The 18,599-nt window shown below is 64.8% G+C and carries 18 protein-coding genes and 1 pseudogene; 6 read left to right on the plus strand and 13 right to left on the minus strand.

Annotated features, from left to right (window positions below; translation table 11 throughout):
• From ACSVIK_RS05005 to dadA, 7 genes are all read right to left on the minus strand, one after another.
• Nucleotides 1–1,311: an NAD(P)/FAD-dependent oxidoreductase gene (locus tag ACSVIK_RS05005; protein ID WP_442443266.1), complete on the minus strand. Its 1,311-nt coding sequence runs from the start codon at nucleotides 1,309–1,311 to the stop codon at nucleotides 1–3.
• 75 nt (nucleotides 1,312–1,386) lie between these two features.
• Nucleotides 1,387–2,754, minus strand: coding sequence for a glutamine synthetase family protein (locus ACSVIK_RS05010; RefSeq protein WP_442443267.1), 1,368 nt, complete (start codon nucleotides 2,752–2,754; stop codon nucleotides 1,387–1,389).
• Between the two features lie 579 nt (nucleotides 2,755–3,333).
• Complete coding sequence (locus ACSVIK_RS05015) at nucleotides 3,334–3,756, minus strand: c-type cytochrome (RefSeq protein WP_346772060.1); 423 nt, start codon at nucleotides 3,754–3,756, stop codon at nucleotides 3,334–3,336.
• 186 nt (nucleotides 3,757–3,942) lie between these two features.
• Nucleotides 3,943–4,491: a cupin domain-containing protein gene (locus tag ACSVIK_RS05020; protein ID WP_268180555.1), complete on the minus strand. Its 549-nt coding sequence runs from the start codon at nucleotides 4,489–4,491 to the stop codon at nucleotides 3,943–3,945.
• A 107-nt stretch (nucleotides 4,492–4,598) separates the two neighbouring features.
• Nucleotides 4,599–5,687 (minus strand): alanine racemase, encoded by a 1,089-nt coding sequence (gene alr / locus ACSVIK_RS05025; protein WP_442443268.1) that lies wholly within the window; start codon nucleotides 5,685–5,687, stop codon nucleotides 4,599–4,601.
• A 129-nt stretch (nucleotides 5,688–5,816) separates the two neighbouring features.
• Entirely contained in the window at nucleotides 5,817–6,164 is a 348-nt protein-coding gene (locus ACSVIK_RS05030) for a RidA family protein (protein ID WP_268180551.1), read from the minus strand.
• A gap of 39 nt (nucleotides 6,165–6,203) precedes the next feature.
• Nucleotides 6,204–7,502, minus strand: coding sequence for a D-amino acid dehydrogenase (gene dadA, locus ACSVIK_RS05035; protein ID WP_442443269.1), 1,299 nt, complete (start codon nucleotides 7,500–7,502; stop codon nucleotides 6,204–6,206).
• Between the two features lie 156 nt (nucleotides 7,503–7,658).
• Here dadA and dadR point away from each other — a divergent pair, with 156 nt between their 5' ends.
• On the plus strand, nucleotides 7,659–8,147 hold the full coding sequence (gene dadR, locus ACSVIK_RS05040; protein WP_442443270.1) for a transcriptional regulator DadR: 489 nt from the start codon (nucleotides 7,659–7,661) through the stop codon (nucleotides 8,145–8,147).
• A gap of 171 nt (nucleotides 8,148–8,318) precedes the next feature.
• Here dadR and ACSVIK_RS05045 read toward each other — a convergent pair whose 3' ends face one another.
• The gene (locus tag ACSVIK_RS05045) at nucleotides 8,319–8,672 is read right to left on the minus strand and encodes a YkgJ family cysteine cluster protein (protein ID WP_442443271.1); all 354 of its coding nucleotides are present in this window, start codon (nucleotides 8,670–8,672) and stop codon (nucleotides 8,319–8,321) included.
• Between the two features lie 190 nt (nucleotides 8,673–8,862).
• Here ACSVIK_RS05045 and ACSVIK_RS05050 point away from each other — a divergent pair, with 190 nt between their 5' ends.
• On the plus strand, nucleotides 8,863–10,164 hold the full coding sequence (locus ACSVIK_RS05050) for an NAD(P)/FAD-dependent oxidoreductase (protein WP_442443272.1): 1,302 nt from the start codon (nucleotides 8,863–8,865) through the stop codon (nucleotides 10,162–10,164).
• Nucleotides 10,165–10,297: 133 nt separating this feature from the next.
• Here the strand turns inward: ACSVIK_RS05050 and ACSVIK_RS05055 are convergent, their stop codons facing one another.
• Nucleotides 10,298–10,516: a DUF1127 domain-containing protein gene (locus ACSVIK_RS05055; protein ID WP_442443273.1), complete on the minus strand. Its 219-nt coding sequence runs from the start codon at nucleotides 10,514–10,516 to the stop codon at nucleotides 10,298–10,300.
• 163 nt (nucleotides 10,517–10,679) lie between these two features.
• Here ACSVIK_RS05055 and ACSVIK_RS05060 point away from each other — a divergent pair, with 163 nt between their 5' ends.
• Nucleotides 10,680–12,131: an aminotransferase-like domain-containing protein gene (locus tag ACSVIK_RS05060; protein ID WP_442443274.1), complete on the plus strand. Its 1,452-nt coding sequence runs from the start codon at nucleotides 10,680–10,682 to the stop codon at nucleotides 12,129–12,131.
• A gap of 194 nt (nucleotides 12,132–12,325) precedes the next feature.
• Here ACSVIK_RS05060 and ACSVIK_RS05065 read toward each other — a convergent pair whose 3' ends face one another.
• The 3 genes from ACSVIK_RS05065 to ACSVIK_RS05075 form a co-directional block, all read right to left on the minus strand.
• On the minus strand, nucleotides 12,326–13,483 hold the full coding sequence (locus ACSVIK_RS05065; RefSeq protein WP_442443275.1) for an MFS transporter: 1,158 nt from the start codon (nucleotides 13,481–13,483) through the stop codon (nucleotides 12,326–12,328).
• 107 nt (nucleotides 13,484–13,590) lie between these two features.
• Complete coding sequence (locus ACSVIK_RS05070; RefSeq protein WP_442443276.1) at nucleotides 13,591–15,084, minus strand: aldehyde dehydrogenase; 1,494 nt, start codon at nucleotides 15,082–15,084, stop codon at nucleotides 13,591–13,593.
• Nucleotides 15,081–15,338 (minus strand): hypothetical protein, encoded by a 258-nt coding sequence (locus ACSVIK_RS05075; protein ID WP_442443277.1) that lies wholly within the window; start codon nucleotides 15,336–15,338, stop codon nucleotides 15,081–15,083. The genes ACSVIK_RS05070 and ACSVIK_RS05075 overlap by 4 nt, the downstream gene beginning before the upstream one ends.
• On the opposite strand from ACSVIK_RS05075, the gene ACSVIK_RS05080 reads away from it, so the two are divergent.
• The 3 genes and pseudogenes from ACSVIK_RS05080 to ACSVIK_RS05090 all read left to right on the plus strand — a co-directional run bounded on the left by ACSVIK_RS05080 (nucleotide 15,331) and on the right by ACSVIK_RS05090 (nucleotide 16,926).
• On the plus strand, nucleotides 15,331–15,690 hold the full coding sequence (locus ACSVIK_RS05080) for a cupin domain-containing protein (protein WP_442443278.1): 360 nt from the start codon (nucleotides 15,331–15,333) through the stop codon (nucleotides 15,688–15,690). The two genes, ACSVIK_RS05075 and ACSVIK_RS05080, sit on opposite strands and share 8 nt — an antisense overlap.
• 567 nt (nucleotides 15,691–16,257) lie before the next feature.
• Nucleotides 16,258–16,533 (plus strand): annotated as a pseudogene (locus ACSVIK_RS05085) (methyl-accepting chemotaxis protein); the annotation flags it as partial.
• A gap of 24 nt (nucleotides 16,534–16,557) precedes the next feature.
• The gene (locus ACSVIK_RS05090; RefSeq protein ID WP_442443341.1) at nucleotides 16,558–16,926 is read left to right on the plus strand and encodes a CZB domain-containing protein; all 369 of its coding nucleotides are present in this window, start codon (nucleotides 16,558–16,560) and stop codon (nucleotides 16,924–16,926) included.
• A gap of 233 nt (nucleotides 16,927–17,159) precedes the next feature.
• Here ACSVIK_RS05090 and gabT read toward each other — a convergent pair whose 3' ends face one another.
• Nucleotides 17,160–18,440 (minus strand): 4-aminobutyrate--2-oxoglutarate transaminase, encoded by a 1,281-nt coding sequence (gene gabT / locus ACSVIK_RS05095; RefSeq protein WP_442443279.1) that lies wholly within the window; start codon nucleotides 18,438–18,440, stop codon nucleotides 17,160–17,162.
• Nucleotides 18,441–18,599: the final 159 nt, after the last annotated feature.

Raw genomic sequence — 18,599 nt, forward strand, 5'->3', positions numbered from 1 at the left:
TCAGCGCAGTTTCTCCAACATCTGGTAGTACCACATGCCCGCCGCCAGCATCGGGTTGCCGAGCTGGTCGCCCAGCGGCACCTTGATGTGTTTGCAGGCGGCGAAGGTGTCGAACTGTTCCAGATCGCCGGTGATGGCCTTGGCCATGATCTCACCCATGATGTGGCTGGTCGCCACGCCATGGCCGGAGTAGCCCTGGCAGTACCAGACGTTGCTCGACAGCTTGCCCAGTTGCGGGATGCGGTTCATCACGATGCCCATGGCGCAGCTCCACTGGAAGTCGATCGGCACGCCCTTGAGCTGCGGGAAGGTGCGCTCGATGCACGGGCGCAGCTCGCCGGCGATGTCGCGTGAGTCGCGCCCGGAGTAGTTGGCGCCGCCGCCGAACAGCAGGCGGCCGTCGCCGGTAAGGCGGTAGTAGTCGAGCACGAAGCGGCAATCGTAGACCGCCAGATCGAAGGGGTTGATTGCCTCGATCTGCGCCTGACTCAGGGGCGCGGTGGTGACGATGCCGCCCATGGCCGGGAAGATCAGGCCCTTGAGTTTGCGCCGCTCCAGCTTGTGGTAGACGTCACCGGCCAGCAGCACCTGCTTGGCCTCGATGCGCCCGCCCGTGGTGACCACCGCCGGGCGCGGGCCGTGGACGATATCCAGCACCTCGGAGTGCTCGAAGATCAGCGCGCCCAGGCTCTCGGCCGCCCTGGCCTCGCCCAGGCACAGGTTGAGCGGGTGCAAGTGCATGTTGCGGGTGTTCTTCAGCGCGCCGCAGTACAGCTCGCTGCCCAGTTGCGCACGCACACCGGCAGCATCGAGCAGAGAGACATCAGCCTCCATGCCACGACGCAGCGCTTCCTCAAAGGAGGCCTTGAGCTCGTCCATGTGGCTGGGCTTCATCGCCGTATGCAGGTGGCCGTGCTTGAGGTCGCAGGCGATGCCGTACCTGGCCACGCGGTTCTTGATGATCTCGTGGCCGCGCCAGCGCAGGTGCCAGATGAAGTCGTCCACCTCCTCACCCAGGCTGTTGCGCATCTGCTTGCGCATGGCCTCGTCGCCGGACAGGCTGCCGGTGACTTGGCCGCCATTGCGCCCACTGGCCCCCCAGCCGACCTTGTGGGTTTCCACCACGGCCACCTTGAGGCCGCGCTCGGCCAGCTCCACCGCTGTGGCGATGCCGGTGAAACCGCCACCGATGATGGCCACGTCGACGGTGACGCTGCCTTGCAGCGTCGGGTAGTCGCTCTCGAAATTGAGCGAGGCCGCATAGTAGGACGGCGCGCGCTCGGCGGCGGGTTTGACGGGTTGCTCGATCATGTTCATTGCATGTCCTTGGGGCGGCTGCACCGCCGTAGGGTGCGCTGTGCGCACCGAAAAATTCGCGGTTCGCGGTCAGGCATTGCTCAGATACCAGCGCCAGTCCTGCTCACCGACCTCGCCCATGAACTGGCGATACTCGGCGCGCTTGACCGCGAGATAGACCTTGAGGAACTCGCCGCCAAAGGCTTCGCGCGCCCAGCCTGAATCTTCCAGCGCCTGGATAGCCGCCGACCACTGGGTCGGCAGATGTTCCGTGGCCTGGGCATAGCCGTTGCCCTCCACCGGCGCACCGGGGTCGAGGTTTTCGCGAATGCCTCGGTGAATGCCGGCGAGTATCGCCGCAGCGGCGAGATAGGGGTTGGCATCGGCACCACAGATACGGTGCTCGACATGCCGGGTATTGGCCGGGCCGCCCGGCACGCGCAGGCTGACGGTACGGTTATCCACACCCCAGGTGGGCGCCAGCGGCGCATAGCTGTTGGCCTGGAAACGCCGGTAGGAATTGGCATTGGGGCAGAACAGCAGCAGCGAGTCGAGCAGGCAGGCGAGCATGCCGCCCACCGCCTGACGCAGCAGCGGCGTACCGGCGGGATCTTCACTGGCGAACAGATTGTTGCCCTGCCCATCGGCCAGGCTGACATGCATATGCATGCCGGTGCCGGCCAGGTGGTCGAAAGGTTTGGCCATAAAGCAGGCCTGCATGCCGTGGGCATGGGCCACGCCCTTGACCAGGCGCTTGTAGCGCACCGCCTGATCCATGGCCGCCAGCGCCGGGCCATGCTCCAGGGTGATTTCCACCTGGCCGGGAGCGTATTCGGAAATCGCCGTGCGCGCCGGAATGCCCTGCGCCTTGCAGGCGGCATAGAGATCGCGCAGGAAGGGTTCGATCTGCTCCAGCTCGCGCAAGCCATAGACCTGGGTCTGCCGTGGGCGGCCACCGTCGGCGTCCAGAGCCGGTTGCGGGCGGCCCTGAGCGTCGCGCTGCTGGTCGAGCAGATAGAACTCCAGCTCGCAGGCCATCACCGGGTGGTAGCCATCGGTTTCAAGCTGCTCGATCACTCGCACCAGCAACTGCCGTGGATCAGCCGGGGTGGCCGGCAGGCCTTCGCTCGGGTGCATGGACACCTGCACGGCGGCGGTGGGAATCTGCCGCCAGGGCAGGCGCACCAGGCTGCCGGGCAGCGGGTAGGCACGGCAATCGATATCGCCCACCTCCCAGACCAGGCCGGTGTCCTCGACATCCTCACCCTGGATGCTCAGGCCGAGCATGGTGCTCGGCAGTGGCCGGCCGCTCTGGTACAGCGCCAACAGTTCTTCGCGGTGCAGCAGCTTGCCGCGCGGCACGCCATTGGCGTCGAGGATGAACAGCTCGATCAGTTCGATATCGGGGTTATCGCTCAGGAAGCCCTGGGCTTCCTGCACGGGGGCGAAACTCGTCATGTTGCGCTCGCTTGCGCCAGTGGCGCGCTCGGTGTCCGCACGGCCCGCACGATGGCTCGACGGGTTGCACAGGCAGACAAGGTGATAGCAGCGGCTGCGGGCATGGCGCAGCCATCGGTATTCAGCGGGCGGGGACGGTATCCGGCGGGCGCGCGTGGCGGCAGTGCCACAAGGCCCAGAAGGCGAGGATGATCGTCAGCAGCGGGTTGAGCTGCTGCAACGGGCGCCTGCGCGCCGGGGCGCGGTAGAGCGGAACATGGACTTGGCAGGCCAGGGAGATCATGGTTTGGCAGCGTCGCACAGGGTTTGACGTGCGTTAAATCGGGTTTTTCAGACCTTCGGATTGCAACTGGCTAAACAATCAGCCCGCAAACTGCCGAACGACGCGCAGAAAAAAGCCGCCTTTTGCAGACCGTGTGAAAACGTAGCGAGCGAAGGTCAGGCAAGGCAAAAAACGGCGAAAAAGCGCAGTTTACGAGTTGTAAATGAGCATTTTGAGTCGTTTTTTAACGCAGCATGACCGAGCGCAGTAGTTTTCACACAGTCTGTTTTGAGGCGGCTCTTTCGGAAGCGTTGGGCTTACAGGCCAGACATCTTCTTGATGGCGGCGCGCAGCTCGTCTTCCGAGCAATCAGCACAGGTGCCCTTCGGCGGCATGGCGTTGATGCCGGAGATGGCCTTGGCCAGGATGCCGTCGAGGCCGCCCTGGTGGTCGGCGCGGTCTTTCCAGGCAGCGGTGTCACCGATCTTCGGTGCGCCCAGCACGCCAGTGCCATGGCAGGCGTTGCAGTGCTTGGCGATGATGTCATCGGCGCTGCGCGCACCACCACCGGCGGATGCAGCGACGGTTTCCACGCCCTTGCACTCTTCACCCATGACGCACACTTCACCGACCGGCTTGAGGCGTTCGGCAATGGCTTCATCGGTCGTGGCCTGAGCAGTCACTGCCCACAGGGCCAATACGACAGCCGGAGCTGCCAGCATGTTCTTCATCAGATTCACGGTACACCCTCTTCGTGGCTAGTCACGCCCGCGGCCACGGTTTCGCGAGCGGGCGACAGTATAACGATTAGCCAGCCTGGCTGAAACAACACATTTGTCGCAGGAAGGCAGCCACAAGCGACAAGCAAAACGGTTGGCCCCAGTGCTGTTACTTGCAGCTTGAAGCTTGTGGCTTATAGCTGCCTTTTAGAAATTCGCCGGCGAGGTGGCGCTGATCAGCCGCGCGGGCACGTCGAAGGGGTTGCGAAAGCGGTGCGGTTTGCTGCTCTCGAAGTAGTAGCTGTCGCCCGGCTCCAGCACGAACACCTCGTTGCCGACGGTCAGCTCCAGACGCCCTTCGACCAGCATGCCGGCCTCTTCACCTTCGTGGGCATACATGTCGTCGCCGGTGTCGGCGCCGGCCGGGTAGGTTTCGTCGAGAAAGGCGATGGCGCGGCTGGGATGGGCCTTGCCGATCAGTTTCATGGTGATGGCGCCACTGCAGATGTCGGTCAGCTCGGCCGCACGGTAGACCACCTGAGTCTGGTTCTCCTGCTCCAGATCGAGGGAGAAGAACTCCACCAGCGACATGGGAATACCACTGAGCACCTTCTTCAGCGAACTGATGGAGGGGCTGACGCTGTTCTTCTCGATCATCGAGATGGTGCTGTTGGTGACGCCCGCACGCTTGGCGAGTTCACGCTGGGATAGACCTTTGAGCTTACGAATCGATTGCAGGCGAACGCCGACGTCCAATGTGGTTGCCCTCCCTCAAGAGGTGGATACGGAAAAAGTGTCCGTATCATGGCATAGCGTTCGGAATTTACAACAGCAGCGTGCAGACTCCCCTACAGAAGGCGGGCTCATTCCCCGACATAGTGCAGCGGCGCCCGGCGCAGGTTGCAGAAGATCTGGTAGGGAATGCTGCCCGCCGCCATGGCCACCTCGCTGGCCAGCACCTGCTTGCCCCATAACTCGACCCGGCTGCCCAGACCCGCCTGCGGCAGGTCGGTGAGGTCGACGGTGAGCATGTCCATCGATACGCGGCCGATCAGCCGGCTGAGCTGGCCATCCACCGCCACCGGAGTGCCGCTTGGCGCGTGGCGCGGATAACCGTCGGCATAGCCCATGGCAACCACACCGACGCGGGTCGGTCGCTCGGCGATGAAGCGCGCGCCATAGCCCACCGGCTCGCCGGCCGGCAGCTCACGCACGCTGATGATCTTGGATTCCAGGGTCATCACCGGCTGCAGGCGCGCCGCCTGCTCCTGCGCCTGCTCGAACGGCGTGGCGCCATACAGCATGATGCCCGGGCGCACCCAGTCGCTCGCCCCCGTCTTTTCAAATAGCTGTGGCCAGCCCAGCACGGCCGGCGAGTTGCGCAGGCTGACCTCGGCAGCCAGGCCCTCGCGCGCCTGCTGGAACACCGCCAGTTGCTCGGCCGTGCGCTCGCACTCAGGTTCGTCGGCGCGAGCGAAGTGGCTCATCAACACGATCTTGCTGACTTTGCCGCTGGCCAGCAGGCGACGGTAGGCGTCCTGGTACTCGGCCGGGTGCAGGCCGACCCGATGCATGCCGGAATCCAGCTTGAGCCAGAGCGTCAGCGGCCTGCTCAGGCGCGCCTGCTCGATGGCCTCGATCTGCCACTGGGCATGCACCACGCACCACAGGTCATGCTGGTCGATCAGCGTCAGCTCCTCGGCCTCGAAGAAGCCTTCGAGCAACAGGATAGGCGCGCGGATACCGGCCTCGCGCAGCGCCAACGCCTCTTCGATGCAGGCCACGGCGAAGCCGTCGGCCTCGCTTTCCAACGCCTGTGCACAACGCACCGCACCGTGCCCATAGGCGTCGGCCTTGACCACGGCCAAGGCACGAGCGCCGCTCAGTTCGCGGGCCAGTCGGTAGTTATGACGCAGGGCATCGAGGTCGATCAGGGCACGGGCGGGGCGCATGGTTCGTTATTTCTCACTGCTTCGCTGGTTTCGTAGCCCGGATTGCATCCGGGCTACAGGCTATAAAAAAGCCCGGCGGGGAACCGGGCGAGAAGCCAACACAAAAATTGTCTGGAACAGGTGGCCACCTCAAACGGCGGCCACCACGCACATTTCCACCAGCACTTCGGGCTTGTACATCTGCGCCTCGACGCAGGCGCGAGCCGGTGCGTTGCCTTCGGCGACCCAGGCGTCGTACTCGGCGTTGAGACCGCCGTAATCGGCCATGTCCTTGAGGAAGATGGTCAGCGAGAGAATCTTGCTCTTGTCGCTGCCTGCCTCGGCCAGCATCTTGTCGATATTGGCCAGGGTCTGACGGGTCTGCTCGCGGATGTCGCCGCCGAAGTCATCGGCCAACTGACCGGCGAGGTAGACGGTGCCGTTGTGGATCACCACTTCGCTGTAGCGCTTTTCCACATGCAGGCGTTGGATCGACATAGGGGTAAAGCTCCTTGAACTGAAAGAACGCGAAGGCTATCAGGTGCGCAGCGGCTGCGGCGCGCTGTGCACCTCACGGGCCTTGCGCGAATAACGCGAGATATCCAGGCCGTCGGCACTGATCTGTGGGCGCTTGTTGGCCATCAGGTCAGCGAGCAAACGACCGGAACCGCAGGCCATGGTCCAGCCCAGGGTGCCGTGACCGGTGTTGAGGAACAGGTTGCGGTAGGCGGTGGCGCCGACGATGGGGGTACCATCGGGCGTGGCCGGACGCAGGCCGGTCCAGAAATCGGCGCGCTGCAGGTCGCCGCCTTGCGGGTAGAGGTCGGCGGTGATCATCTCCAGGGTTTCGCGGCGACGCGGGTTGAGCGACAGGTCGAAACCGGCGATCTCGGCCATGCCGCCCACGCGGATGCGATTGTCGAAACGGGTGATGGCCACCTTGTAGGTTTCGTCGAGGATGGTCGACTTGGGCGCCATGTCCGCATCGACGATGGGCACGGTCAGCGAATAGCCCTTGAGCGGGTACACCGGTGCGCGGATGCCCAGCGGCTTGAGCAGTTGCGGGCTGTAGCTGCCGAGGGCCAGCACGTAGCGGTCGGCGGTTTCCAGCTTGCCGTCAATCCACACGCCGTTGATGCGCTCGCCTACAGCGTCCAGGCGCTGGATGTTCTGGCCGAAACGGAATTCGACGCCGAGCGCCTTGGCCATGTCCGCCAGCTTGGTGGTGAACATCTGGCAGTCGCCGGTCTGGTCGTTGGGCAGACGCAGGGCGCCGGCCAGCTTGTGCTTGACGCCGGCCAGGGCCGGTTCGACGCGAGCAATGGCATCGCGGTCGAGCAGCTCGAAGGGCACGCCGGAAGCTTCCAGCACGGCGATGTCCTTGGCGGCGGCATCGACCTGGGCCTGGGTGCGGAACAGTTGGGTGGTGCCGAGCTGGCGGCCTTCGTAGGCGATGCCGGTTTCGGCACGCAGCTCGTCGAGGCAGTCGCGGCTGTACTCGGACAGACGCACCATACGCTCCTTGTTGATCGCATAGCGGCTGGCGGTGCAGTTGCGCAGCATCTGCGCCATCCACAGGTACTGGTCGACATCGCCAGTGGCCTTGATCGCCAGCGGCGCGTGCTTCTGCAGCAACCACTTGATAGCTTTCAGCGGCACGCCCGGAGCGGCCCAGGGCGAGGCATAGCCAGGGGAGACCTGGCCGGCGTTGGCAAAGCTGGTTTCCAAGGCCGGGCCGTCCTGGCGGTCGACCACCACCACCTCGAAGCCCTGACGGGCGAGGTAGTAAGCACTGGCAGTGCCAATCACACCGCTGCCGAGAACCAGAACACGCATGTTTTTCTCCCCGCCGCGCCCAGGGCGCGTGCATCACAGGCCATTGTTGTCGATGGGCGCAGTATAGGAAGAGCCGAGCAGTGCTTTTCACCATATACACAGCTATATTTGGCGAGAATTCTCGGCAAAAAGTCGATTTACAGAGGCGGATTCCCCATGAGAACCCAACATCAAAGCCGTCGTGAACTGGACAAGATCGACCGCAACATCCTGCGTCTCCTGCAGGAGGACGGGCGCATCAGCTTCACCGAACTGGGCGAGCGCGTGGGGCTGTCGACCACGCCCTGCACCGAACGCGTACGCCGCCTGGAGCGCGAAGGCATCATCATGGGCTACCACGCCCGCCTCAACCCGCAGCACCTCAAGGCCAGCCTGCTGGTGTTCGTCGAGATCAGCCTGGACTACAAGTCCGGCGACACCTTCGAGGAATTCCGCCGCGCCGTGCTCAAGCTGCCGCACGTACTGGAATGCCACCTGGTCTCCGGCGACTTCGACTATCTGGTGAAGGCGCGCATCAACGAGATGGCCAGCTATCGCAAGCTGCTCGGCGACATCCTGCTCAAGCTGCCACATGTGCGCGAATCGAAGAGCTATATCGTCATGGAAGAGGTGAAGGAATCGCTGGCCTTGCCCGTGCCGGAGTGAAGCAGCGGCAAGCTACAAGCAAGAAGGATGAACGCTGGCACTCTCCGTACCGGAGTGAATCCGTAGGAGCGAGCTCTGCTCGCGAAGCTTTTGCGTGGCCAGGTTCGCGAGCAGAGCTCGCTCCTACGGAATAGCGTTCTTTATGCGCTGCGCCACAGCATCCCCAGGGATTTACACCAGGCGCTGGCGGGTGGTGGCGATCAGGTGGTGCACCTGGCGCTCCACCGCCGGCTCGATGGGCTGCTCGGGGCCGCGCCCATGGGGGCACGGCAGGTTCGGTGTGGTGCCGAACAGGCGGCAGATCAGCGGGCGCTGGTCATACACCTCGCAGCCATTGGGCCCCAGGTGCACGCAGTTGTACTCGGCCAGGGCGGCATCGTGCTCGGCATCGCTCTTGACCGGTAGACGCGCCAGCTCTTCGGACGAGGCGGTGACCGGCCCGCAGCAGTCATGGCAGCCGGGCACGCAGTCGAAGCGCGGAATCTGCCGGCGCAGGTGATCGATCTTGCGGTCGGTGCAGCTCATGTTCGGTGATCCTGAAACGGAACCGACAGTCTAGCGTAGCCCGGATGCAATCCGGGGCCGCTCATTGCCGAACCCTTTCTGCGCGGCGACGGACGAAACCACAGGCATTTTCCACTAACCTCTTGGCGCACTGCCGCTACCGCGCTTATTCTGCGTTGAATTTTCCACACAGCCATTCAGGATTTCGCACATGAACGCCCGCGTTCACCAGCCTCAACATGCCGCGTCCTACTATGCCGCCAGCCTCAATCGCCAGTTGGCCTACCCGCCGCTGCAAGGCGAGCTGAAGGTGGACGTGTGCGTGGTCGGTGGCGGCTTCAGTGGTCTGAACACGGCCATCGAGCTGGCGCAGAAGGGTTTCAGCGTGGCCCTGCTGGAAGCCCACAAGATCGGTTGGGGCGCCAGCGGGCGCAACGGTGGGCAGTTGATTCGCGGTGTCGGCCATGGCGTCGAGCAGTTCGCGTCGGCGGTCGGCGAGGAAGGCGTGCGCCAGTTCAAGCTGATGGGCCTGGAGGCGGTGGAGATCGTGCGCGAGCGCGTCGCCCAGTTCCAGATCGACTGCGACCTGACCTGGGGCTATTGCGACCTGGCCAACAAGCCCGCCCACCTCGATGACTTCGCCGCCGACAAGGCCGAGCTGGAAAGCCTCGGCTACCGTCACGAACTGCGCCTGATCCCCAAGGAACGCGTGCACGAGGTGGTGGGCTCGGACAACTACCACGGCGCCATGATCGATACGGGCTCCGGCCACCTGCACCCGCTCAATCTGGCGCTCGGCGAAGCGGCGGCGGCGCAGTCGCTGGGCGTGCAACTGTTCGAGGATTCGGCCGTCACCCGCATCGACTACGGCAGCGAAGTGCGCGTACACACCGCCAGCGGGCAGGTGCGCGCCAGCACCCTGGTGCTGGCCTGCAATGCCTACCTCAATGGCCTGAACTCGCAGCTGGGCGGCAAGGTGCTGCCCGCCGGCAGCTACATCATCGCCACCGAGCCGCTGTCCGAAGAGCAGGCGCGGCAACTGATCCCGCAGAACATGGCGCTGTGCGACCAGCGCGTGACGGTGGATTACTACCGCCTCTCCGCCGACCGCCGCCTGCTGTTCGGCGGCGCCTGCCACTACTCCGGGCGCGACCCAGCGGATATCGCCGGTTACATGCGGCCGAAGATGCTCAAGGTGTTCCCGCAACTGGCCAACGTGCGCATCGACTACCAGTGGGGCGGCATGATCGGCATCGGTGCCAACCGCCTGCCGCAGATCGGCCAGCTCAAGGATCAGCCCAATGTGTTCTACGCCCAGGCCTATTCCGGCCATGGCGTGAATGCCACGCACCTGGCCGGCAAGTTGCTCGGCGAGGCCATCGCCGGCCAGGTCGGCGGCGGTTTCGAGTTGTTCGCCAAGGTGCCGCACATGACCTTCCCTGGCGGCCAGTACCTGCGCTCGCCCTTGCTGGCGCTGGGCATGCTCTGGCATCGATTGAAGGAAGTGCTGTAAGCGGGGTTCGGCAAGCGCCTGATAGGCCGCCTGGTGGGTTACGCAGCGCACGAACCTGGCCGTGGCTGCCAGAGTGGTGCACGGCGCTGCTAACCCACCCTACGAGGCCAATCCCCCCGCCTGGATTTATACCCTAGAACATCTTCCACAGCGGCAGATACGCTTCGCGGTTCGCTTCGGCGCGGCTCAGGCCGATGTCGGCCAGGGCCTCGTCGCTCAGGTGGCGCAGTTCACGGCTGGTGTGGAAACGGCGCCAGACGTTCGCCCAACCCCGCCCCTGCTCAGGCTGGGTCGCCGTCTCACGCAAGCCGATGCCGTCCGCTCCTCTCGCTACCTCGTCGATCACACGCATGGCTCCGTCCTCCTGGTGCGTTCATGGGAAACCAGAATGCGCCAGACAGAAAAACCATGACAGATTCAAAAAACCTCTATTAACTCCATACAGAAACCTCTTGAGTAGCATCTGCATGCTCGAATGAGGGCCAATCTGTACTGGTTTCGCCGACGAGGTTGCCATGACGCTGTACCTGAACCTGGCCGAACAGATCGGCACACGCATCAAGCAGGGGCTGTATCGCCCGGGTGATCGCCTGCCTTCGGTGCGCAACCTGAGCCAGGAGCACGGCGTCAGCCTGAGCACGGTGCAGCAGGCCTACCGCCTGCTGGAAGACCAGGGCCTGGCCGCGCCGCGCCCCAAGTCGGGCTACTTCGTCTGTGCGCCGCGCCAGGCACCCGCGCTGCCGCAGATCAGCCGGCCGGCACAGAGGCCGGTGGAGGTCTCGCAGTGGGATCACGTGCTGGAGCTGATCAGCAGCACCGCGCAGCCGCATGTCCTGCAACTGGGCCGGGGCCGCCCGGACATCAGCGGTGCCAGCCTCAAGCCGCTGCTGCGCAATCTCTCGCGTCAGGCGCGGCGCCAGGAACCGGATGTGCTCACCTACGGCGACATACGCGGCGAGCTTCGCCTGCGCCAGCAGGTCGCCCGGTTGATGCTCGACTCCGGCTGCCGCCTGGCCGCCGAAGACCTGGTCATCACCACCGGCTGCCATGAAGCGCTCTCGGCAGCGATCCGCGCCATCTGCCAGCCGGGAGACATCGTCGCGGTGGACTCGCCCAGCTTCCATGGCGTGATGCAGGCGCTCAAGGGCTTCGGCATGAAGGCCCTGGAGCTGCCCACCGACCCGCTCACCGGGATCAACCTCGACGCCCTGGAAATGGCCCTGGAACAGTGGCCGATCAAGGCCATCCAGCTCACGCCCACCTGCAACAACCCGCTCGGCTACATCATGCCCGAGGCCAACAAGCGCGCCCTGCTGGCCCTGGCGCAACGCTTCGACGTGGCCATCATCGAGGACGACGTCTACGCCGACCTGGCCTACAGCTACCCGCGCCCGCGCAGCATCAAGTCCTATGACGAAGACGGCCGCGTGCTGTTCTGCAGCTCCTTTTCCAAAACCTTGGCGCCCGGCCTGCGCGTGGGCTGGATAGCGCCAGGGCGCTACCTGGAGCAGGTAGTGCACATGAAGTACCTGGGCACCGGCAGCACCGCGCAACTGCCGCAACTGGCACTGGCCGAATACCTCGCCGACGGCCACTACGAGCCGCACCTGCGGCGCATGCGCGCGCAGTACCTGCGGGGCCGTGATCTGATGGTGGACTGGGTCAGCCGCTACTTCCCGCCGGGCACGCGGGTCAGTCAGCCACAGGGCAGCTTCATGCTCTGGGTGGAGATGCCCCAGGGCTTCGACAGCCAGAAGCTCAATCGCGCCCTGCTGCCGCACAAGATCCAGGTGGCGCCGGGCAGCATCTTCTCGGCAGCCGGCAAGTACCGTAACTGCATCCGCCTGAACTACGCCGAGCCGCCCAGCGCGGCACTCGAAGCCGCCGTGCGGCAGATCGGCGCGACCATCGCCGAGCTGCTCGAAGACAGCGAGCTGGAGCAGTCACAAGCGCTAACAGGCCGTTGAAAAACGAAGGCGAGGCAGCCAGTGCAATACCGATGGCGGCCCCGCAAAAACAGGTGAAAAAAGCACTGGGCCCGCACTCGGGTTTACGAGTTGTAAATGAGCATTTTGATCGGACTCGCGCACGAGCCTGTTTTTAACGCAGCAATGGCAACGCAGGTAGTTTTTCAACAGCCTGCTAAGCCAGTGGCGCTGAATCAGGAACGCGCGGCAGACGCCCCGTCGAATTCGGCAAAGGCACTGCGCTGGCTCGCCAGCACGATGAACACCAGGGCGCCAGCGGCCATCATCAGCGGCAGGGCGTGGCCGCTCAGCCACTGGCTCACCGCGCCGGTGAGCAGCGGCCCGATCAGGCAGCCCAGGCCCCAGAGCTGGGCGACATGGGCATTGGCGCGCACCAGCTCGTCATCCCGGTAGCGCTCGCCAATCAGGATCAGCGACAGGGTGAACAGGCCGCCGGCACTGGCACCGAAGGCGATGAACACCGGCCAGATCAGCGGCGTGTGCAACAACAGCGGAATCGCCAGGCTGGACAGCAGCAGCACCAGCCCGCAGCCACGGAACAGGGTACGCCGCGACATGCGGTCGGCCAGCCAGCCGATGGGCAGTTGCAGTACGGCATCGCCGATCACCACCACGCTGACCATCAGCAGCGCCACCTCCTGGGTGAAGCCCTGGCGCAAGCCATAGATCGGCAGCAGGGTCAGCATCATCGCCTCGAAGGCGGCGAACAGCATCACCGCCCAGGCAATCGCCGGCAGCTTGCGGCAGAACAGCGGCAGGCCCCGGCCCGAGGCGCTGTGCGCATCGACGCTGGGGGCGCCGCTGCGGCCGAGGAGGATCAGCGAACCGCCGACCAGCAGCCCCACGCCCGTCCAGAAGCCCCGGTCGCTGTCCGTGCCCAAGGCAGTAAGCAGCAAGGGGCCGCTGAGCTGGCTCAGCGCATAGCCGGTGCCATACAGCGCCACCAGACGCCCGCGCCACTTCTCCACGGCAAGCTGGTTGATCCAGCTCTCGCCAAGGACGAACACCACGGTCAGCGCCACGCCGATGAACAGGCGCAAGGCGACCCACACGGCATAGTTCTGCACCAGCGCCAGCCCGGCCACCGACAGCGCGCCAAGCAACAGGCAGAGTTGCATCAGCAAGGTGGTGCCGAAACGCGCCGCCAGGCGCCCGGCCAGCGAGGCGCCAAGCAGCACGCCCACTGCCGGCGTGGCCGCCATCACGCCGATGGCGAAGGAATCGTAGCCCCAGCTCTCCAGGCGCAACGACACCAGTGGCATGGTCACGCCCAGTGCCAGGCCGATGCTGATGACCGCCGAGCAGACGGCGAAATAGGTGCCCCAACGCATGGCCAGATTCCTTCTTTGTCGTGGCGGGGATGCAAAACGGCTGGACTTCCCCAGGAAGCCCAGCCGCTTTCACTTGCAGCTTATGGCTTGCAGCTTGTAGCTGCTGTTCAGAGCTTGATCCAGGTGGCCTTGATCTCGGTGTACTTGTCGAAGGCATGCAGCGATTTGTCGCGGCCGTTGCCGGACTGCTTGAAGCCGCCGAACGGCGCGGTCATGTCACCGCCGTCGTACTGGTTGATCCACACGCTGCCGGCACGCACTGCCTTGCCGACACGATGGGCACGGGACAGGTTGCTCGTCCAGATACCAGCCGCCAGGCCATAGACGGTGTCGTTGGCGATGGCCACGGCTTCGGCTTCGTCATCGAAACCGATCACCGACAGCACCGGGCCGAAGATCTCTTCCTTGGCGATGCGCATGGCGTTGCTCACGCCGTCGAAAATGGTCGGCTCTACGTAGGTGCCACCGGTTTCCTCCAGCACGCGATTGCCACCGGCCACCAGCTTGGCGCCGTCTTCATGGCCGGCCTGGATGTAGCTCAGCACGTTGTTCATCTGCGTGCTGTCCACCAGCGCGCCGACGTTGGTCGCCGGATCCAGCGGATGGCCCGGTTTCCAGGCCTTGATGGCCTCGACCACCATGGGCACGAACTTGTCCTTGATCGAGTTTTCCACCAGCAGGCGCGAGCCGGCGGTGCACACCTCGCCCTGGTTGAAGGCGATGGCGCTGGCGGCGGCAGAGGCAGCGGCCTGCAGATCCGGGGCGTCGGCGAAGACGATGTTCGGGCTCTTGCCACCGGCCTCCAGCCACACGCGCTTCATGTTCGACTCGCCGGCGTAGATCATCAGTTGCTTGGCGATCTTGGTCGAGCCGGTGAACACCAGGGTGTCGACGTCCATGTGCAGGGCCAGGGCTTTGCCCACGGTATGGCCGAAGCCCGGCAGCACGTTGAACACACCAGCCGGGATGCCGGCCTCGATGGCCAGTTGGGCGATGCGGATGCCGGTCAGCGGCGACTTCTCGGAGGGTTTGAGAATTACCGAGTTACCGGTGGACAGCGCCGGGCCGAGCTTCCAGCAGGTCATCAGCAGCGGGAAGTTCCACGGCACGATGGCGGCGACCACCCCCACCGGCTCGCGGGTGACCAGGCCCAGCTCATCGTGCGGGGTGGCGGCCACCTCGTCGTAGATCTTGTCGATGGCCTCGCCGCTCCAGCGGATGGCGCGGGCGGCGGCCGGCACGTCGATGCCCAGCGAGTCACCAATGGGCTTGCCCATGTCCAGGGTTTCCAGCAGGGCCAGCTCTTCGGCGTGAGCCTCGAGCAGGTCGGCGAAGCGAATCATCACCTGCTTGCGCTTGACCGGCGCCAGGCGCGACCACACGCCGGAGTCGAAGGTGGCGCGGGCGTCCTTGACCGCCAGCTCGGCGTCGGCCTGGTCGCAGCTCGCCACCAGGCCGAGCATGCGGCCGTCGACCGGGCTGATGCACTCGAAGGTGGCCCCGGATTCGGCCGCGCGGTACTCGCCATGGACGAAGGCGCGGGTTTCGATGTTCAGATCCTGGGCACGTTGTTCCCAGTCGGCACGGGTCAGGCTAGTCATTCCGGCATCCTCTCATGTGGGCCTGGGTGCGCCCGCGAGGGCAGGCACCGGCGAAAATCTGGGCAGGCCAGCGCGCTGGCCAAAGCTGTTCGCCACACTAAACCAGCGGCGCAGGGGTTTTCAATATTTTTGACAAAAACAACAGATAAACCCTTGTCATGTTCGTTTTTCCACACATAGACTGCTGCAAATACAGTCGTGCGGCAGCATCCCAGCCAACCACCTCGTCCATCACGGAAGCGCCAGATGAACATCGAGCAGATCGTCGACTTCGCCCAGGCCGGCACGGCCGCCGAGCACTACCGCCCCGCCCCGGAAAAGGTGCTCAAGGGCGACCCGGCACAAAGCGTGCGCAACCACTACAGCAGCCCTTGCGGCCAGTTCAGCACCGGCATCTGGGAAGGCGCGGTGGGCCAGTGGACGGTGAACTACACCGAGCACGAGTACTGCGAGATCCTCCAGGGCGTTTCCGTGCTGCGCGACACCGAGGGCAACGCCAAGACGGTGCGCGCCGGCGACCGCTTCGTCATCCCCGCCGGGTTCTCCGGCACCTGGGAAGTGCTGGAAGCTTGCCGCAAGGTGTATGTGATCTTCGAGCCCAAGTAAGTTCCCCGATTCCTGTTGCTTGTCACCCTTTGGCCCGCCGCGTGCGGGCCTTTTTCTGCCCATACGCCTGCTCGGCGTCAATATCGGGCAGAGAACCGCACGGCACACTGCCACCATGCAGTCGCTTATGCCCCATGGGAGTTGCCCCGAATGTTCAACCGTAAACTGCGCCAGCAATGCCATGATCAGCAACGCCAGATCGAGCGCCTGGAGGCCGAAAGACAGGCCATGCAGCGCGAGCTGGAAGATGCCCGCGAGCTGTTGCGCCAGACGCAACAAGAACAGAACCAGCTCAATGCCATGAGCCGCTTTCACGAGCAGCTCCAGCAGGAGCTGGGCCACTTCCAGGAGTCGCTCTCGGCCACCCGCGATGGTGTGGTGGTGCAAGCCGAACAGTTGCGCGTCGATGTCGACAAACAGCGCGAGCATCAGGACGTGTTCCACCAGACCGCCACCCTGCTCGCCGGCTTTTCCAGCGCGCTCGGCAACATGTCCGAGCAGGGCGTACAGAGCGTGCAGAGCGTCGAGCAATTGCAGGAGCGGGTTGGCGACATCAGCCGCATCGTCGAGTTGATCAAGGCGATCTCCGATCAGACCAACCTGCTGGCCCTCAACGCCGCCATCGAAGCGGCCCGTGCCGGCGAACAGGGCCGTGGCTTCGCCGTGGTCGCCGACGAGGTGCGTGCCCTGGCCCAGCGCACCCATCAGGCCACGCAGGAAATCAGCCAGCTCGTTGCCGGTATCAACCAGGACACCGAGCGCGCCAGTGGCGCCATCGGCCTGCTCTCCGGCGAAGCCTCGCGGCTATCGACGGAGGTCTCGCAGTCGGCCAGCACCCTGGACAGAATGGTCGAACTCGGCGCGCACATGAACGGGCTGATCGAGCGCATCGCGCTCAGCTCCTTCTGCGAGGCGGTCAAGCTCGACCACCTGCTGTTCAAGTTCGACATCTACCAGCGCCTGCAGCACCAGCATGCCAATACCGAACTGGTCGATCATCAGCACTGTCGCCTCGGCCACTGGTACCAGAATGCCGAGACCATTGCCCGCTACGGCAATACACGCGCCTACCAGCAACTGGAGGCACCGCACCGCCAGGTGCACGGAGCCGCCCAGGAAGCGCTGCACGCCGCCCAGGCAGAGGATTGGGAACGTACCCTGCAGGCCGTGGCGCAGATGGAGCGGGCCAGCCATGACGTCAACCAGCAGCTCGACGCATTGAGTCGCGCACACTGAGCCCAGTGCTGATGCCAAACCGTAGCCCGGATGCAATCCGGGGATTTCGCAGGCAGGCGATCCGTCGCGGCTAAAGCCCCTCCCACAGGCTGCAGCCCGACCAGCAGCGCACCTGTGGGAGGCGCTTCAGCGGCGACCGGCCAACTTGCTCCAGGCAAAAAAAGACCCGCACGCGGCGGGTCTCAGGTGCGCCCGGCCTGGTGAGCCACGGGCGCAAGTACAGCGGAAATGCCTCAGGCCAGCTCGTCGAAGCACTCGGCGACGATGGCGATGCCTTTTTCCAGTTGCGCGTCCGGAATGGTGACGGGCATCAGGAAGCGGATGACGTTGTAGTAGGTGCCGCACGACAGCAGGATCAAGCCCTTCTCGCGTGCACGAGCAACGATCTTGCCCACCAGCTCGGCAGCCGGCTTGCTGTGGTCACCGCCCTCGAACAGCTCGATGGCCACCATCGAACCCAGGCCACGCACATCACCGATCACCTTGTGCTTCTCGGCGATGGTTTTCAGACCCGCCTTGAGCTTCTCGCCCACGGCGTTGGAGCGCGCCAGCAGGTTCTCCTCGTCGAACACCTTGAGCACGGCCAGGGCCGCGGCACAGGCAATCGGGCTGCCGGCGTAAGTGCCGCCCAGGCCACCGGGGGCGATCTTGTCCATGATCTCGGCCTTGCCGCATACGCCGGAGATCGGGAAGCCGCCGCCAACGGATTTGGCGAAGGTGGTCAGATCCGGCACCACGCCCAGTTGCTCGGTGGCGAAGAAGGTGCCGGTACGGCCAGCGCCGGTCTGCACTTCGTCAGCGATCAGGAGGATGCCGTGCTGGTCGCACAGGGCGCGCAGGCGCTGCATGAAGGCCGGCGAGTTGACGTAGAAACCACCCTCGCCCTGCACCGGCTCGATGATGATGGCGGCGATGTCCTGCGGCTGCGCGTCGTTCTTGAACACGCGCTCGATGCTGGCGATGGCCTCGTCCTCGCTCACACCATGCAGCGGGCACGGCGCCTGGGCGCGGTAAACGCCGGCGGGCATCAGGCCCATGCCAGCGGAGTACGGCACCACCTTGCCGGTCAGCGACAGGGTCATCATGGTGCGGCCGTGGTAGGCGCCGGTGAAGGCGATCACGCCGGCGCGGCCGGTGGCGGCACGGGCGATCTTCACTGCGTTCTCCACGGCTTCGGAGCCAGAGGTGACCAGCAGGGTCTTCTTGGCGAAGTCACCCGGCACGCGCTTGGCGATCTCTTCGCACAGCTCGATATAGGGCTCGTAGGCCAGCACCTGGAAGCAGGTGTGGCTGAGCTTGGTCAGTTGCTCCTGCACGGCCGCTACCACCTTCGGGTGCAGGTGGCCGGTGTTGAGTACGGCGATGCCGCCGGCGAAATCGATGTACTCGCGACCTTCCACATCCCACACGGTGGCGTTCTCGGCGCGCTCGGCGACGATCGGGTGGATCTGGCCGACACCGCGCGGTACGGCGGCCTGGCGGCGTTGCAGCAGGGATTCGTTGGTCTTGCTCATGGTGTCCTCATGGCCGTCATCGGGCGGCTCGGTTGCAAGGAAATGCCTCTGGAGGGGGATCGCCGCAGCATACGATGATCGACTGCGTCGGGCCGCCGGAGGCGGGGGAAATTCTGGCTCGCTACGCTCTAGATCAAAGCGCCAGGCGCGTCGCGAACT

Origin of the sequence: Pseudomonas sp. NCHU5216 (genome assembly GCF_052156495.1) — a bacterium.
In the GTDB taxonomy this organism is placed as follows: Bacteria; Pseudomonadota; Gammaproteobacteria; order Pseudomonadales; family Pseudomonadaceae; genus Aquipseudomonas.

Bases quoted from the DNA above. Each gene is read 5' to 3' on its own strand.
- ACSVIK_RS05080 (WP_442443278.1), top strand. From the start codon at position 15,331: ATGAACATCGAGCAGATCGTCGACTTCGCCCAGGCCGGCACGGCCGCC.
- ACSVIK_RS05005 (WP_442443266.1), bottom strand. From the start codon at position 1,311: ATGATCGAGCAACCCGTCAAACCCGCCGCCGAGCGCGCGCCGTCCTAC.
- dadA (WP_442443269.1), bottom strand. From the start codon at position 7,502: ATGCGTGTTCTGGTTCTCGGCAGCGGTGTGATTGGCACTGCCAGTGCT.
- alr (WP_442443268.1), bottom strand. From the start codon at position 5,687: ATGCGCCCCGCCCGTGCCCTGATCGACCTCGATGCCCTGCGTCATAAC.
- ACSVIK_RS05050 (WP_442443272.1), top strand. From the start codon at position 8,863: ATGAACGCCCGCGTTCACCAGCCTCAACATGCCGCGTCCTACTATGCC.
- ACSVIK_RS05070 (WP_442443276.1), bottom strand. From the start codon at position 15,084: ATGACTAGCCTGACCCGTGCCGACTGGGAACAACGTGCCCAGGATCTG.
- ACSVIK_RS05060 (WP_442443274.1), top strand. From the start codon at position 10,680: ATGACGCTGTACCTGAACCTGGCCGAACAGATCGGCACACGCATCAAG.
- ACSVIK_RS05010 (WP_442443267.1), bottom strand. From the start codon at position 2,754: ATGACGAGTTTCGCCCCCGTGCAGGAAGCCCAGGGCTTCCTGAGCGAT.
- ACSVIK_RS05075 (WP_442443277.1), bottom strand. From the start codon at position 15,338: ATGTTCATCTGGCGCTTCCGTGATGGACGAGGTGGTTGGCTGGGATGC.
- ACSVIK_RS05055 (WP_442443273.1), bottom strand. From the start codon at position 10,516: ATGCGTGTGATCGACGAGGTAGCGAGAGGAGCGGACGGCATCGGCTTG.
- gabT (WP_442443279.1), bottom strand. From the start codon at position 18,440: ATGAGCAAGACCAACGAATCCCTGCTGCAACGCCGCCAGGCCGCCGTA.
- ACSVIK_RS05065 (WP_442443275.1), bottom strand. From the start codon at position 13,483: ATGCGTTGGGGCACCTATTTCGCCGTCTGCTCGGCGGTCATCAGCATC.
- ACSVIK_RS05090 (WP_442443341.1), top strand. From the start codon at position 16,558: ATGAACGGGCTGATCGAGCGCATCGCGCTCAGCTCCTTCTGCGAGGCG.
- dadR (WP_442443270.1), top strand. From the start codon at position 7,659: ATGAGAACCCAACATCAAAGCCGTCGTGAACTGGACAAGATCGACCGC.
- ACSVIK_RS05030 (WP_268180551.1), bottom strand. From the start codon at position 6,164: ATGTCGATCCAACGCCTGCATGTGGAAAAGCGCTACAGCGAAGTGGTG.
- ACSVIK_RS05045 (WP_442443271.1), bottom strand. From the start codon at position 8,672: ATGAGCTGCACCGACCGCAAGATCGATCACCTGCGCCGGCAGATTCCG.